We start from the raw sequence: 14,454 nt of genomic DNA, 5'->3' as shown, positions 1-14,454 counted from the left end.
AGGAGTATCAGTGGCAGTTAAATTGCAAGCAGATGAGATAAGTTCGATCATCAAAGAAAGAATTGAGAATTTTGAAATTGATGTTGACATCAATGAAGTAGGAAAAGTAGTAGGTATCGCAGACGGTATTTCAACAGTATATGGTCTTAACAATGTTATGGCTGGTGAAGTTGTAGAGTTTGATAATGGTGCTAGAGGACTTGTATTAAACCTTGAAGAGGCAAACGTTGGTGTTGTTGTTCTTGGTTCAAGTGCAGGGATCAAAGAAGGTATGAGCGTTAAAAGAGCAGGAGACCTTCTTAAAACACCAGTAGGTGACGGTATGATTGGTAGAGTTGTGAACCCACTTGGTGAGCCAATTGACGGTAAAGGTGCAGTTGAAGCAACTGAGCATAGATTTATCGAAGAGAAAGCACCAGGGATCATGGCTAGAAAATCAGTACATGAGCCACTTCAAACAGGTATCAAAGCGATTGATGCACTTGTACCAGTTGGTAGAGGACAAAGAGAGCTTATCATTGGAGATAGACAAACGGGTAAAACAACATTGGCTATCGATACGATCATCAACCAAAAAGGTCAAGATGTCGTATGTATCTATGTTGCGATCGGTCAAAAACAATCAACAGTAGCGGCTACTGTGAAGAAGCTTGAAGAGCACGGTGCAATGGATTACACAATTATTGTAACTGCTGGTGCAGCTGATTCTTCAGCACTTCAGTTCTTAGCTCCTTATGCTGGTGTAACAATGGCTGAATACTTCAGAGACAATGGTAGACATGCAGTCATCTTCTATGATGACCTTTCTAAGCACGCTGTTGCATATAGAGAGATGTCATTGATCCTTAGAAGACCTCCAGGTAGAGAAGCATACCCAGGTGATGTTTTCTATCTTCACTCAAGACTTCTTGAAAGAGCGGCAAAGCTTTCTGATGATCTAGGTGCTGGTTCTATTACTGCATTCCCTATCATTGAAACTCAAGCGGGTGATGTTGCGGCGTATATTCCGACAAACGTTATTTCTATTACAGATGGTCAGATCTTCTTAGAGACTGATCTATTCAACTCAGGTATCAGACCAGCAATTAACGTAGGTCTTTCTGTATCAAGAGTTGGTGGTGCTGCACAAATCAAAGCAACGAAACAAGTTTCTGGTACATTGAGACTTGATCTTGCTTCATTTAGAGAGCTTCAGGCATTTGCACAATTCGCATCTGATCTTGATGACTATACAAGAGGTCAGCTTGAGCGTGGTCAAAGAATGGTAGAGGTACTTAAACAGGGACCTTACCAACCAGTTGCAATTGAAAAACAAGTTGTAATTATCTTTGCAGGTGCAAATGGATACCTTGATGATATTGCTGCATCTTCTGTAACAAAATTTGAAGCAGATCTTATGCCATTTATGGAAGCAAAATATGCAAATATTCTTGATGCGATCAGAACTGAGAAGAAAATCTCTGATGATACAGACGGAGAATTACGTAAAGCTATCGAAGATTTCAAAGCTTCATTTGCTGGATAAGAAAGGCTTAAAATGGCTAATTTAAAAGAGATAAAGCGTAAGATTGGAAGTGTTAAAAACACACAAAAGACCACTAACGCTATGAAGCTTGTCTCTTCTGCTAAATTAAAAAGAACAGAAGAGCTTGCTAAAAGATCTAGAGTCTATGCTGAAAAATTGACTGGCCTCTTGAATGAGATCGCTCAAAAAATGCAGCAATCTAATGCTGACGGTATAGACAATCTCTATTTTAAGGATGCACAAAATCCTAAGATGGTAGACATTGTATTTATTACAGCAGATAAAGGTCTTTGTGGCGGTTTTAACTCACAAACAATCAAAAGAGTAAACAAGTTGATTGCTGAGTATAAAGCACAGAATGTGAAAGTACGTCTTAGAGCAGTAGGTAGAAAAGGTATCGATTATTTTAAATTCAATAATTTTGAATTAAACGATGAAATCGTAGGACTTTCTGCCGCACCTGATTTTAAGCAAGCTGCAGAGTTCATCTCTGAAGTGGCTGAATCATACGTACAGGGTGAGACAGATAAGATCGTTTTGATCCATAATGGTTATGTAAACATGATCACTCAAGAAGTTAGAGAAGATCAGGTTTTACCAGTGGATTCATCAAAACTAGTTCTTGATGCTGTTTCAACTTCTGAACTTGAAGTGGAACCAGATGACGATGATACACTTCTTGATGCATTGGTTAAGCGTTATATTGAGTATACGATGTATTACTCACTTATCGATTCATTGGCAGCAGAACACTCTGCTCGTATGCAAGCGATGGACGCAGCAACTAGCAATGCAAAAGAGATGGTAAAAGAACTTACTGTGAAGTATAACAAAGCAAGACAAGAAGCCATTACTACTGAACTCATAGAGATCATCAGTGGTATGGAATCAATGAAATAATTAGAGGAGAAGTAATGACAGGTAAAATAGTACAAGTCTTAGGTCCCGTTCTCGATGTGGATTTTACAGACTACCTACCGGAGATTAATGAAGCGTTAGAAACTACGTTTATGGTTGATGGTAAAGAGCAAAAATTGGTTTTAGAAGTAGCAGCACAATTAGGTGACAACAGAGTTAGAACAATTGCTATGGATATGAGTGAAGGTGTGGTAAGAGGTCAAGAAGTTAAAGCAACTGGCGACTCTATCAAAGTTCCTGTAGGTGAAGAAGTTCTTGGACGTATCTTCAACGTTATCGGTGACCCTATCGATGAGGCTGGTGATGTTAATGCAAAAGAATACTGGTCAATCCACAGAGATCCACCAGCATTTGAAGAGCAAAGTACAAAAACTGAAGTATTTGAAACAGGTATCAAAGTAGTTGACCTTTTAGCACCTTATAACAAAGGTGGTAAAGTTGGACTGTTCGGTGGTGCCGGTGTTGGTAAAACAGTTATCATTATGGAGCTTATTAACAACGTTGCGATGAAACACAGCGGTTACTCTGTATTTGCCGGTGTTGGTGAAAGAACACGTGAAGGTAATGACCTTTACTTCGAAATGAAAGAGTCAAACGTACTTGACAAAGTTGCACTGTGCTACGGTCAAATGTCAGAGCCTCCAGGAGCACGTAACCGTATTGCACTTACTGGTCTTACTATGGCTGAGTACTTTAGAGATGAAATGGGTCTTGATGTATTGATGTTTATCGATAACATCTTTAGATTTGCTCAATCAGGTTCAGAGATGTCTGCACTTCTTGGTCGTATCCCTTCAGCAGTTGGTTACCAACCGACACTAAGCAGAGAGATGGGTGCACTTCAAGAGAGAATTACATCAACAACTAAAGGTTCTATTACTTCTGTTCAAGCAGTATATGTACCAGCGGATGACTTGACTGACCCGGCTCCTGCATCTGTATTTGCTCACTTGGATGCAACAACAGTACTTAACAGATCTATTGCTGAAAAAGGTATCTATCCTGCAGTTGATCCATTGGATTCAACTTCAAGAATGCTTGACCCGCAAATTGTTGGTGAAGATCACTATGCTGTTGCTAGAGGCGTACAGCAAATTCTTCAAAAATATAAAGATCTTCAAGATATCATTGCGATTCTTGGTATGGATGAACTTTCTGAAGATGACAAACTTGTTGTTGAAAGAGCAAGAAAGATTGAAAAATACCTTTCTCAACCATTCCACGTTGCTGAAGTATTTACAGGTTCTCCAGGTGTTTATGTTACACTTGAAGATACACTTGAAGGATTTAAAGGTCTTATCGAAGGTAAATATGACGACATGAATGAAGCTGCGTTCTACATGGTAGGTAACATGGCTGAAGCTATTGCTAAAAACGATAAGATTAACGCTAAGTAATCTTAGTTCTTGTCTTATAAAGGATAATTATGGAACTTATGAAGCTAGAAATAGTCACACCGAACGGTGTGATTTTTGACGCTGAAGTAAAACAGGTAACATTACCAGGGTCAGAGGGTGAATTTGGTGTTTTAGCCAATCACGCTACTTTGGTATCATTACTTGATACAGGTGTAATTGTGATCGATAATGCAGACGGGAGTGAAGTAGCAGTAGCTATTAATTCTGGGTATGTTAAAGTCGATGAAGAGAAGACAACTTGTATCGTAGATGGTGCTGTTGCTCTTTCTGGTGCAGATAGTGATATTGCTCAGGCACTTGAAGCAGCAAAAGAGTTACTCAAGAGTACTGAATCTTCTAGTACAGCTATCGCAGCAGCGGTAAGCAAAGTAGAACAAATCGGAAAGTCTTTCTAATTTGAACTCTCTCGCTACTTATTTCTTTGAAAGCAGTGCAATCACTATATTTGTACTGCTTTTACTCTCAGTTTATTTTATTGCTACCTTTTGGGTATTTTTAGACAGATTTTATATCTTAAACGCACGTATTGCTTCTGAAGCTAAATCACTTAAATCACTCTATACAGGTCAGTCAAAATCAGTGGCCAGTAATTCACTTATTTTTACTTATCTGTCTCGTGTGAATACACCCAACAAAGCGATACTTGAAGCAGCCTCTTCTGACGCGATACGTGTATCTACGAAAGGTCTCACCTGGCTCTCTATCATCGCCTCTACTTCTCCGTTTATCGGTCTTTTTGGTACGGTTGTTGGTATACTTGAAACTTTTACAAAATTAGGAGCACAATCAAGTGCTTCTTTAAGTGTAGTGGCTCCAGCCATATCTGAAGCACTGATAGCTACAGCCGCAGGTATAGCTGTAGCTATATTTGCCTATTCATTTCATCTGATACTTAAACGTAAGGCTTATGAATTAAGTTCACTGCTCTCTTCTCAATCGGAAGTGATCCTATCTCAGGTTAACGGAGACTAAGATGTTTGGTTGGGATGATGATCCAGACTTGAACATTACACCTCTTGTAGATGTTATGCTGGTATTGATGGCCATACTTATGGTCACTGCACCAACTATTACTTTTCAAGAGCAGATAACACTGCCACAAGGTTCTAAGACCATTAAGGTAGAAAAACCCAAAACACTTACTATTCGTATGGACAAAAATAAAAAGATCTATCTGGGTAAAGACACCTATGCCTTAGATACATTTGCAGATGATTTTGTGAATCAGTCTGTGAAATTTGATAAAAATTCAGAAGTCTATATACGGGCAGATGAAGCACTGCAGTATAAAAATGTGATGTATCTTCTTAAAAGTGTCAAAGCAGCAGGTTTCGAGAAGGTTTCACTTATAACATTATGATCAAAAAGTCTTCTACACTTATTTCAGGATTATTGGCCTTTGGCATCTACTTTAGTGTGATTGCTTTACTACTCTTTTATTTCAATACACGCGATCAGCAAAAACCGGTACATTATGTCAAAAAAAATGAAGAGCGTATACGTGTCTCCATGAACACACCTAAACCACAGGTTAAAAAAGAGATCAAAGAACAACCGAAAAAAGTGGTAAAATCTAAGCCTAAAACTAAGCCAAAACCAAAACCTAAAAAAACAGTGAAAAAAACAGTGAAAAAGAAAGTAGTCAAGAAAAAAGTGATTAAAGAAAAGGTGGTTAAAAAAGCAAAGGTTGTAAAAAAGAAAAAAGACGTCAATACTACGAAACCTAAAAAAGTGAACATGCCAAAAGATCTTTTTGCCAATATCACGTCTAAAAAGAAAATTGAAAAGCCTAAGCCTATCAAGACAACACCTGTGAAGCCTAAAAAAACGCATATTGCCAAGGTTCCAAATAAAACTAGTGCAAGTGATTTGGTCTCTGATTCATTAAAGAAACAGAAAAAGAGTGATGTGGGTATAGAGAATACCTATTTGGCCATGATAGAAGAGAAACTCAAGGGGTGGCCTGCACAAAGCGAGTATGCCGGAGAGAAGGCAAGGGTATGGATCAAAGTAGAACCTAATGGCAGATTTCAATATAAAGTAGTGACTGCATCAGGAAATGATGCATTCAATGCAGGTTTGATATCGTATTTAAAACAGTTGCAGAAGATCGGTTTTGGTCCGCACAAGGGTAACAGGCCTTATGAGTTAGATGTAGAGTTTATCGCGAAAGAGTAGAGTATAAGATGAATAAAAAAATTGCATACCAGGGTGTTCAGGGTGCATATTCGGAACAAGCGTGTAAAAGTGCATATCCAGACTATCAAACGATTGCATGTGATACATTTCAAGAAGCGATGTGGATGGTAGAGGAGGGAGATGCAGACCTTGCTATGATTCCTTTGGAAAACTCTACAGCAGGGAGAGTAGAAGAGATATATAGACTCATACCTAAAATGTCACTGCATGTCATTGCTGAGCATTTTGAACCTATTGTACATTGTCTTCTTGCACTACCAGGTGTTAAAATTGAAGATTTGAAATATGTTGCTTCCCATCCTCAGGCATTAGCACAGTGTCATAACCATATACTCTCCTTAGGTTTAAAAGCAGAAGCAAAACTCGATACTGCCGGTGCAGCAAAAGAGTTGGTTGAGCTAAATGATCCTCAAAGAGCGGCTATTGCATCGAAATTAGCAGCTGATATATATGGATTACAGATATTAAAAGAAAACTTTGAAGATAAACATGGCAATACAACACGGTTTTTTATACTATCAAGAGAAAATAAAGTACCCTTATATGAACCGTCTAAAAAATACATTACTTCATTGATATTTCAGGTACAAAATATACCCGCTGCCCTCTATAAAGTGCTTGGCGGTTTTGCAAGCAATGGCATTAACCTTTTAAAGATAGAAAGTTACATGGGAACCCAAATGCTTCCAGGAAGCCAATTCCACATTGATATTGATGGGCACATGGATTCAGATATTATGAGACTTGCCTTAAAGGAAGTCTCATTTTTTGCAGAAGATGTAAGAATACTGGGTGTTTATGAGAGTCATAGAGATAAACAAATTGAGTATATGATTTAAAAAACTTTCTTATTTGATTCATAAAATACCATAGCGTAAAACTTGTCAATTTTATTCCTCAAAAAACCTTATAATATTATATTTTTTATAAGGTTTTCTATTTTCTTCTTTGTCTTGTTCTTATCGTCTCGATCCCATCGAGAAAAAGTATTATTTATCTTTTGTATGAGAATAAGCAAATAATGTTATTATGCCAAAAAGAATTATCTCATATCTAAAAGGATACCCACCTATGTATACAGTACAAATGGAAAAAGAGTGTGGATGTTTTAAAAAAAGTGAATACACTAATAATGTGACCTTTGAAACACAACAAGATGCCTACAAATATGCAACCACAGTAGCTGAACTTATGAATGAAGAGTTTTGTGGTACACATAACTTTACTGCACAAAAAGGGGATGGTGACTACTTTCTCATAACAATGGTAATTAATCCTGAGGCTGTGGGCATTACACCTCATGTGAGTTGTGATGTTGGCTGTAGCGCTACTGATAAGTGGTCTTTAGAGTCTAACGCCAAATCTAATAAATAACATTCAATAAAACATGGCAGACATATACCCAACCACAGAACTTTTGTCACCACTTGTATCTGCAGAAGTGCGGTAGTCTAATAACTTTGATGAGAGTTTCAGGTGTTTGGCTGCAAGTATCATCGCTTGGATTCCTGTAAGTCCACAAGCTTTACATCCTTTTTCAAGTTCATTTAAATCAAGTTTTTCAACACCTTTTAAACAGTTTTTATCCAATGCATTTGCTTCTTTGAGGTTATGAAAATGACTTAGGTCTGAACTGATGATGAGAGCATTATCTTGGTTTTGTAGAAGAGCACTTATAATATTTGCCAATGTTTTGGCTCTGATCTCACCATAGATCAATTCTATCACTTTTGTTTTTGGGAAATAGTGTTCTAGAAAAGGCATTTGCACTTCAGTGGAATGTTCTTTTTGATGTGCTGTAGGCTCAAATCCTATATTAAATCGTTTGGCTAGAGCAAAAAGGTAGGCACTGTCTATCTCTAGTAGACCACACGGAGTCTCATACTGTTCATAATAGCTTCCGGATATCCCTTTGAAATAGCGATAATGACTAGGCCCAATGACAATAATGCGTTTGGCTCTTGTCTGCTTTAAAAACTGGTAGGCAAAGTTGGCTGTAAATCCGCTATAGATATATCCGGCATGCGGGACTATGATGGCTCGGGGAACGATGTTCTTTATGTTCTGAGGAATGTTCATCGTATCAAATGTATGATTGAACGCTTGGAAATACGTTTTTACTTTGGCACACTCCTTCGGATAAAACTGGCCTTGTACAGAAGCTTTTCGTACAGCATTTTCCATTATTTCTCTTTATATTCTTTGACCCTATAGGTAGAGATCTCAGGATGATGAGAGAGGCAGTCCCTACCCAAGTTGGCTTTCATGCATAGACTAGAGAAGAAATCATCAAACTTGGGTAATTGTTCCCAGACCTGTGGCAAATAGGTCGCCTGTTTACCGTTTAGTTTCAGTACGATACCATCTTGGAAAGGAACGACTTTACTTTTCAGGTCTTCACTATCCGTATAATGTAATATTTGAGGCTCTGAAAGAATAGAGACCTCCAGGGTAATATGATCCAACTCTTCTACTCTTAGCGGTACAAATCGGGGGTCACGCAAGGCAGCAGCCTGTGCATTATGTATAATGTCTTCATAGAGTGGACGGTAGGCCTGTAGTGAACCTATACATCCTCGAAGTTGTTCATTTGGCTTTGTGTTAATGGTGACAAAAACAGCACCATTCTCTTTAAGAATGGGATAGGTTTTTAAAGCATGTTCCAGGTCAAAATCTTCAGGTTGATTCAATGCCACTAAAATAGCAGCTTTGGCTAAGGCTATCACTATATCATTCACTTTAGACTCCTTGGTTTCTATTTTAGCATAAATTGAATAATCAAAAAACTTTTAATATTTATTAATGAATACCTTGATACAATACAGACTAAACCAAACACTAAAAATCGAGGTAGATGATTGAGACAGTTATTATTAGCAGTAGTATCAATAAGCATTTTTGCATTAAATCTTTTTGGCGTAGATGCAACACTTAAGATAGAGAAAGATGTAGAACAGCGTGCACGTATAGCGCTTATGGATGGTTCATCTGAACAGAGCAGTAAAGTGTTTAAGATTTTACTTTCAGACCTTAAAATATCCGGACATTTTTTGCCAGACAGTACACACCATATAGGTGATCTCTCTTCCAACTATATTATACCGGCTCTGAAAAGCCAGGAATATGTCATTAAGTATGCAATGGATCAACGATCAGGTGCAAAGCTTCTGGTACGACTTTTAAAAGCATCCGACGGTACACAGATCTTTAAAAAAAGCTATGCCATTTCCTCAAAAGCAAAAATGCCATTTCTCATACATAAAGCGATAAGCGACATTAACAATATTTTACAATACCCAAGTATCTCCTGGATCAATCGTTATGTTGCCTATGCTGTCTATACTACACCTGGGCGCAGTGAAATACGCTTGGCTGATTATACGTTCAGTTATAAAAAAACCATTATCAAAGGCGGATTGAACCTATTCCCTAAATGGGCGGATAGAGCACAAAGAAATATTTATTATACCTCTTATAAAGGAACACTGCCTACACTCTATAAACTTAATATCTATAACGGAACGAAAACGAAGATAGCAAGTTCTGAAGGAATGCTGGTTTGTTCTGATGTTAAGAATGATGGTTCAAAACTTTTACTTACTATGGCACCTGAAGGACAGGCAGATATCTATGAATTCGATCTTGCATCAAAATCGAAGAGACGAATCACGAACTTTAAAGGGATTGATGTAAACGGAAGGTATGTAGATGATGAGAGTCGTATAGTCTTTGTTTCTAATCGCTTGGGCTATGCAAATGTATTTAAAAAGTCTATAGATGGGGGACCGACTTCTCAGGTAGTCTATCATGGACGTAACAATAATGCCTGTGATGCACATGGAGATAAAATAGTCTACTCCAGTAGAGAAAGCCATAATGCATTTGGGGATAATACCTTTAATCTTTACCTTACCTCTACAGGAAGTTCAGACACAAGACCGATCACCACAACCGGGTCAAACCAGTTTCCTCGTTTTTCTACGGATGGATCTGTGATACTCTTTCTGAAGCAGAGGGGTCGAAGCTCTTCCATAGGATATGCGAATTTGTCAAGTCATCAGAGTTTACTTTTCCCGTTCAACGACAGAAAAGTGCAATCCATTGATTGGTAATACATTTTTTCAAGCAGTCATTTAGTGACTACTCTGATACTATTTTAATAAAAAAGGATACACAATGACACACAAACTACTTTTAACTACATCACTCATTTCATTACTTTTGATCGGATGTGCACAACCTGCACCGGATTTAGCAGGTAAAAACAATATCTCTGATGCTGACCATATCGAAGGTGACACAGTCAGCATAGATGAAAATAGTTATGGCACAGACTCTACTGGAAATTATAACAGTAGCAGTGATGGTTTCAAAAGTATCTATTTTGGTTTTGCGGATTATTCGATCGCTCCAGATATGGAAAACAATATGAATCAGAATATAGAGGTAGCCAATACAGCAGCTTACAAAATAAAAATAGAAGGGAACTGTGATGAGTTTGGTACGGATGAGTACAATTATGCCCTGGGTTTAAAGCGTGCCAAAGCAGTAAAAGACAGTATTGCAGCACAAGGTATTGATCCAAGTAAAATGGTACTGGTAAGTTTTGGTGAGAGCAATGCTGTATGTACTGAATCTAGTGACAGTTGTTATCAAAGAAACAGAAGAGTTGACATTCGTTTAATAAAGTAGGATAGAGATGACAAATATAGTAAATAGGGTTGTAGCACAGTGTGTTTGTATGATTTTTGCAAGCACTTTATTGGTACATGCTGAACCTTCTGTGTATGGTTTTGGAAGTGAGGAACCTACAGTAAATGTACAAACCACAGGAAGCAGCAATAGAAGCTTGGCTTCTTTACAGCAACAAATAGCCCAGCAAGAGGAAAGGCTAGACGGACTGACTACGATCATAGAGGGTTTGAGTGCATCCATCCATGAGTTGCAACAGTCTAGAGGAGCTAACACCTCTTCTATGGAGACGAATGATGCATCCAACACCGCATTGCTTAAAAAGTTAGCGGCTATGATCGACGAGATCAATGCAAACTATGTCAGTAAAGAAGAGTTGAAAAATGCCTTGGGTCATAAAAGTCAGGTAAAAAGTTCTATAAAGAAAACCACTACAGAGAATGCATCCATTCAGGGTAAGAGCAATGCAAAACTTTACAGTGAAGCTGTACGATTTTTTGTAAAAAAACGTTATGATGAAGCACAAAAAAGATTTACGATAACCGATACAAAAGGCTATAAGCCTGCAGCATCAAACTATTATTTGGGTGAAATAGCCTATTATACGAAGAAGTATGAAGATGCGATATTTTATTTTAAAAAGAGTGCTGGTATTTATGACAAGGCTTCTTATATAGATACTCTGCTTCTTCATACTGCAGTATCACTTGAAGAAACTGGAGATAAGGGGCAGGCAAAAGCATTCTATGAGAATATTATAGAGAACTATAAGGGTAAAAAAACGGCAAAGATCGCTAAAGAAAGATTGAAAAAACTTTAGGACAAAATGATGTTTAAAATCCTCTTCATACTCATGACTCTTTTTACTGCAGGCATGACAAGTGAAGAGGTTGAAATATTGCCACCCATAGGTACAGAGACGATGCCTATCGCTAAAACGGTCTTTAAACTGATCAAAGATGACAGTGAAAAGATCGTCGATCTCACAGGAAAAGATTTTATTTTGGTCTCTGTACGCGAACGTGGAAGTGATGGACGTTTTTATGCAGTGGATCGTGATGGTACTGTCTGGTGGAGCGGTCCAGTCACTTCTGGTGCCCCAGAGTTTAGAAGTCCTTCAGGTATTTTCCCTATTATCCAGAAGAAGCGTTACCATATGTCTAAAGATTTCCCTGATGAAAGCGGTGTGAATAACATGGATTATATGATGAAGTTTACAAAAAGGGGACATGCTTTGCACAAGGGAAGTGTGGACTGGATGTCTCATGGCTGTATACACATTGACCCTAAGGATGTACCTGTTATCTATCATTGGTCCACTTTTAAAACAAAAGTGGTCATTACCAGACATACCTACATGCCTTTTGCCAAAGAGGACTTGAGAAAAATTTACGGAAAAAAGTAAAAGTGTTTTTCCCATGCCTAAGCCTCACTAAAGTTTGATTGGCTAGAATAGCAGAAATCTAATATATAGGAAACATTATGACAGTAACAAATGAAAATTGTGTAGTCGGTATCGAATACGAAGTAAAACAAGCAGGTACAACAGACGTTGTGGATAGTAACAAAGGTGGGGCGCCACTAGAGTTTATTATTGGAAAAGGACAGATCATTCCAGGTCTTGAGAACGCACTTGTAGGTATGTCTCAAGGTGAAAGCGGAGACATTATGGTTGCAGCGGCAGATGCATATGGTGATGTAAACCCAGAAGCAATGCAAACACTTCCTATCGAACAGTTCGAGGGTGTTGATCTTGTAGAAGGTATGACACTTTATGGTCAAGGGCAAGATGGTCAGACTGTACAAGTAACAGTAAAATCATTTGATGATAAAGAAGTGAATGTTGACTTTAACCACCCATTGGCTGGTAAAGACCTTATGTTCTCAGTGACTGTTTTAAGTGCAAGAGAAGCAACTGCAGATGAAGTAACATCTGGTGTAGTTGGTGGTGCACCTGAAGCTGGTGGTAGCTGTGGTACAGGATGTGGTTGTCACTAATCCTTCATTTTATTTAGCGTCATCTTTGTCTCAAAGATAGGCGCTATTTCGCTTATATATGCGTAAATAACTTTTTCACTCCTTCATTTTAAATCAACTTTTTATACAACATTAACCACTTACAGAGTAGAATATATTCTAAAACAATGGGCATTTATGTGATATTTTGATATGATAGTTTTGACGATTTTTTGAAGGAATAGCATGCATAAGATAGAAAAACTTTTTGATATTAATATCGTTTTGATGACTCTGTTTTCTTCTTTAGAAACAATAAGAGAAGAAAAAGATATCGAACTGATTTATGATATGGAAGCAACAATACCAAAGGAATTGAGAGGTGATTCTGATGTATTGTTACGAGTGCTTAGTAAAGTACTTACTTTTGTATGTCAGAATACCGATAAAAAAGAGATAGTGCTCTCGCTGGATGCGCCTGAAGATTTTGTGTATGAAGAGTTTATATCCTTTACAATTAAAGATACACATATCGAAAAAGACAAGATCCTGGAATTTTTAGATGCCAATATAAATTATGAGCTTAAGATACTTGAGGGAAAGATTGTTTATGAGAATGATGCGGATATACATCTAGATCTACCTTTCAAAATCAGTGAATTGGGACATAGAAGACATTATAGATTGCCAGATATCTCAATGTTGGGTAAAAAGGTTTTATTGATCTGCGAGAATGAAACAATAGCACACAGCATCGAAAAAATGTTTAAGTATTTTCTGTATGATGTGGATGTGGGATTTGATGCCTTTAAAGCACAGGGAAATGATCTCACACCCTATGATATTTTAATTGTGGATGATCATTTGAATACGGAAGAATTTGAACATATTATCGCTCGTATACAGCAGAACATACCTCTTAAATATGTACTGCTTAAAGATGCGCATATCGTAGAGTCTAAAACGATCAGTGTGACTACCAATTTGGTCAAACCAGTGACAGAAGAGAGTGTCTATGAATTGATCATATCGCTTTTTAAAAATCAAACCGGTCGCAGAGAAGTGAGATCACACTCAAAGATGAATATAGTTGATCTTGAAAACGTCCTTCAAGTCAATAAAGATCATGAAATGCCTGTAAATCAAAGTAGTAAGATACAAGAGAGTCTTGAGTCTATGATTGAAAAAAGAAGAGGGCTGGAGTTACCTATCTTGGATAAAGCAATAGGAGAAGCAAACACAAAGAACATGGGGTTGAGCTATACCCATGAATTAAAAAACTTTTTAGATACTTTTGAGCGTTCAGATCTGTATTTTAGAGAGATCGTACAAGAAAAATCAATCCATAAAATGAAAGAATTCTGTATAGATCTTGAAAGACATGCAAAACTTATTGGGGCTGAGAGTCTATTTAGGTTAGCCGAAACACTCAGTCTGATTTTTGTCTATGATAAACTTGATATGCTGCCTATTTATCCTGGGAAGTACCATATAGAACTCGAAAAACTGATTGAAGAAATCAAGAAAGAGCTGCAGATGAAATAGTCTCAGAGACTATGTCTCTGAAAGCACTTCAAAATCACTTTTACCCACATTACAATCCGGACAGACCCAATCATCAGGGATATCTTCAAATGCAGTCCCCGGTTCTATACCTGAATCAGGATCTCCTATTTCTGGGTCATAAATATAGTCGCATACGATACAAATATACTTTTTACTCATGATAATCCTTCTGCTTGTTTT

The 14,454-nt window shown here is 37.6% G+C and carries 18 protein-coding genes; 15 read left to right on the top strand and 3 right to left on the bottom strand.

Annotated elements, in window-relative coordinates; genetic code table 11:
• Window positions 1–10 precede the first annotated feature (10 nt).
• The 9 genes from atpA to LDM93_RS05955 all read left to right on the top strand — a co-directional run bounded on the left by atpA (window position 11) and on the right by LDM93_RS05955 (window position 7,434).
• Complete coding sequence (gene atpA / locus LDM93_RS05995) at window positions 11–1,525, top strand: F0F1 ATP synthase subunit alpha (RefSeq protein ID WP_223891274.1); 1,515 nt, start codon at window positions 11–13, stop codon at window positions 1,523–1,525.
• Window positions 1,526–1,537: 12 nt separating this feature from the next.
• Window positions 1,538–2,425 (top strand): ATP synthase F1 subunit gamma, encoded by an 888-nt coding sequence (atpG, locus tag LDM93_RS05990; RefSeq protein WP_223891272.1) that lies wholly within the window; start codon window positions 1,538–1,540, stop codon window positions 2,423–2,425.
• Window positions 2,426–2,439: 14 nt separating this feature from the next.
• Window positions 2,440–3,840: a F0F1 ATP synthase subunit beta gene (atpD, locus tag LDM93_RS05985; protein ID WP_223891270.1), complete on the top strand. Its 1,401-nt coding sequence runs from the start codon at window positions 2,440–2,442 to the stop codon at window positions 3,838–3,840.
• Between the two features lie 29 nt (window positions 3,841–3,869).
• Window positions 3,870–4,256, top strand: a complete 387-nt coding sequence (gene atpC / locus LDM93_RS05980) for an ATP synthase F1 subunit epsilon (protein ID WP_223891268.1) — start codon at window positions 3,870–3,872, stop codon at window positions 4,254–4,256.
• A 1-nt stretch (window position 4,257) separates the two neighbouring features.
• Window positions 4,258–4,833 (top strand): MotA/TolQ/ExbB proton channel family protein, encoded by a 576-nt coding sequence (locus tag LDM93_RS05975; RefSeq protein ID WP_223891267.1) that lies wholly within the window; start codon window positions 4,258–4,260, stop codon window positions 4,831–4,833.
• A 1-nt stretch (window position 4,834) separates the two neighbouring features.
• A complete protein-coding gene (locus LDM93_RS05970) occupies window positions 4,835–5,221 on the top strand; it encodes a biopolymer transporter ExbD (RefSeq protein WP_223891266.1) in 387 nt (128 codons plus the stop codon).
• Complete coding sequence (locus LDM93_RS05965) at window positions 5,218–6,039, top strand: TonB C-terminal domain-containing protein (protein WP_223891265.1); 822 nt, start codon at window positions 5,218–5,220, stop codon at window positions 6,037–6,039. Before LDM93_RS05970 ends, LDM93_RS05965 begins: the two co-directional genes overlap by 4 nt.
• A gap of 8 nt (window positions 6,040–6,047) precedes the next feature.
• Window positions 6,048–6,899 (top strand): prephenate dehydratase, encoded by an 852-nt coding sequence (locus tag LDM93_RS05960; protein WP_223891264.1) that lies wholly within the window; start codon window positions 6,048–6,050, stop codon window positions 6,897–6,899.
• 232 nt (window positions 6,900–7,131) lie between these two features.
• Window positions 7,132–7,434: a hypothetical protein gene (locus tag LDM93_RS05955; protein ID WP_223891263.1), complete on the top strand. Its 303-nt coding sequence runs from the start codon at window positions 7,132–7,134 to the stop codon at window positions 7,432–7,434.
• 3 nt (window positions 7,435–7,437) lie between these two features.
• Here LDM93_RS05955 and amrB read toward each other — a convergent pair whose 3' ends face one another.
• Together amrB and amrA are read right to left on the bottom strand one after the other, a co-directional pair.
• The gene (gene amrB / locus LDM93_RS05950; protein WP_223891261.1) at window positions 7,438–8,244 is read right to left on the bottom strand and encodes an AmmeMemoRadiSam system protein B; all 807 of its coding nucleotides are present in this window, start codon (window positions 8,242–8,244) and stop codon (window positions 7,438–7,440) included.
• A complete protein-coding gene (amrA, locus tag LDM93_RS05945; RefSeq protein ID WP_223891260.1) occupies window positions 8,244–8,798 on the bottom strand; it encodes an AmmeMemoRadiSam system protein A in 555 nt (184 codons plus the stop codon). The genes amrB and amrA overlap by 1 nt, the downstream gene beginning before the upstream one ends.
• Before the next feature lie 120 nt (window positions 8,799–8,918).
• Between amrA and tolB the strand changes: the two genes are divergently transcribed.
• The 6 genes from tolB (at window position 8,919) to LDM93_RS05915 (ending at window position 14,253) form a co-directional block, all read left to right on the top strand.
• On the top strand, window positions 8,919–10,172 hold the full coding sequence (gene tolB, locus LDM93_RS05940) for a Tol-Pal system protein TolB (protein WP_223891259.1): 1,254 nt from the start codon (window positions 8,919–8,921) through the stop codon (window positions 10,170–10,172).
• Between the two features lie 64 nt (window positions 10,173–10,236).
• Window positions 10,237–10,752 carry an OmpA family protein gene (locus tag LDM93_RS05935; protein WP_223891258.1) on the top strand — a complete coding sequence of 172 codons (516 nt, stop codon included), beginning with the start codon at window positions 10,237–10,239 and terminating at the stop codon, window positions 10,750–10,752.
• Window positions 10,753–10,759: 7 nt separating this feature from the next.
• The gene (locus LDM93_RS05930) at window positions 10,760–11,572 is read left to right on the top strand and encodes a tol-pal system YbgF family protein (protein WP_223891257.1); all 813 of its coding nucleotides are present in this window, start codon (window positions 10,760–10,762) and stop codon (window positions 11,570–11,572) included.
• A 9-nt stretch (window positions 11,573–11,581) separates the two neighbouring features.
• Window positions 11,582–12,157, top strand: coding sequence for a L,D-transpeptidase (locus tag LDM93_RS05925; protein ID WP_223891256.1), 576 nt, complete (start codon window positions 11,582–11,584; stop codon window positions 12,155–12,157).
• 77 nt (window positions 12,158–12,234) lie between these two features.
• A complete protein-coding gene (locus LDM93_RS05920; protein ID WP_223891254.1) occupies window positions 12,235–12,750 on the top strand; it encodes a peptidylprolyl isomerase in 516 nt (171 codons plus the stop codon).
• Between the two features lie 204 nt (window positions 12,751–12,954).
• Entirely contained in the window at window positions 12,955–14,253 is a 1,299-nt protein-coding gene (locus tag LDM93_RS05915; RefSeq protein WP_223891252.1) for a hypothetical protein, read from the top strand.
• 9 nt (window positions 14,254–14,262) lie between these two features.
• Here the strand turns inward: LDM93_RS05915 and rd are convergent, their stop codons facing one another.
• Window positions 14,263–14,433 (bottom strand): rubredoxin, encoded by a 171-nt coding sequence (rd, locus tag LDM93_RS05910; protein WP_223891250.1) that lies wholly within the window; start codon window positions 14,431–14,433, stop codon window positions 14,263–14,265.
• Window positions 14,434–14,454: the final 21 nt, after the last annotated feature.

This window comes from Sulfurovum sp. TSL6 (genome assembly GCF_019972115.1).
In the GTDB taxonomy this organism is placed as follows: Bacteria; Campylobacterota; Campylobacteria; order Campylobacterales; family Sulfurovaceae; genus Sulfurovum.
Note: the sequence above shows the minus strand (reverse complement) of the source record. Positions and strands in the feature narration are given on the sequence as shown.

Bases quoted from the DNA above. Each gene is read 5' to 3' on its own strand.
- atpG (WP_223891272.1), top strand. From the start codon at position 1,538: ATGGCTAATTTAAAAGAGATAAAGCGTAAGATTGGAAGTGTTAAAAAC.
- atpD (WP_223891270.1), top strand. From the start codon at position 2,440: ATGACAGGTAAAATAGTACAAGTCTTAGGTCCCGTTCTCGATGTGGAT.
- atpC (WP_223891268.1), top strand. From the start codon at position 3,870: ATGGAACTTATGAAGCTAGAAATAGTCACACCGAACGGTGTGATTTTT.
- LDM93_RS05970 (WP_223891266.1), top strand. From the start codon at position 4,835: ATGTTTGGTTGGGATGATGATCCAGACTTGAACATTACACCTCTTGTA.
- LDM93_RS05965 (WP_223891265.1), top strand. From the start codon at position 5,218: ATGATCAAAAAGTCTTCTACACTTATTTCAGGATTATTGGCCTTTGGC.
- LDM93_RS05960 (WP_223891264.1), top strand. From the start codon at position 6,048: ATGAATAAAAAAATTGCATACCAGGGTGTTCAGGGTGCATATTCGGAA.
- LDM93_RS05955 (WP_223891263.1), top strand. From the start codon at position 7,132: ATGTATACAGTACAAATGGAAAAAGAGTGTGGATGTTTTAAAAAAAGT.
- amrB (WP_223891261.1), bottom strand. From the start codon at position 8,244: ATGGAAAATGCTGTACGAAAAGCTTCTGTACAAGGCCAGTTTTATCCG.
- LDM93_RS05935 (WP_223891258.1), top strand. From the start codon at position 10,237: ATGACACACAAACTACTTTTAACTACATCACTCATTTCATTACTTTTG.
- LDM93_RS05930 (WP_223891257.1), top strand. From the start codon at position 10,760: ATGACAAATATAGTAAATAGGGTTGTAGCACAGTGTGTTTGTATGATT.
- LDM93_RS05925 (WP_223891256.1), top strand. From the start codon at position 11,582: ATGTTTAAAATCCTCTTCATACTCATGACTCTTTTTACTGCAGGCATG.
- LDM93_RS05920 (WP_223891254.1), top strand. From the start codon at position 12,235: ATGACAGTAACAAATGAAAATTGTGTAGTCGGTATCGAATACGAAGTA.
- LDM93_RS05915 (WP_223891252.1), top strand. From the start codon at position 12,955: ATGCATAAGATAGAAAAACTTTTTGATATTAATATCGTTTTGATGACT.
- rd (WP_223891250.1), bottom strand. From the start codon at position 14,433: ATGAGTAAAAAGTATATTTGTATCGTATGCGACTATATTTATGACCCA.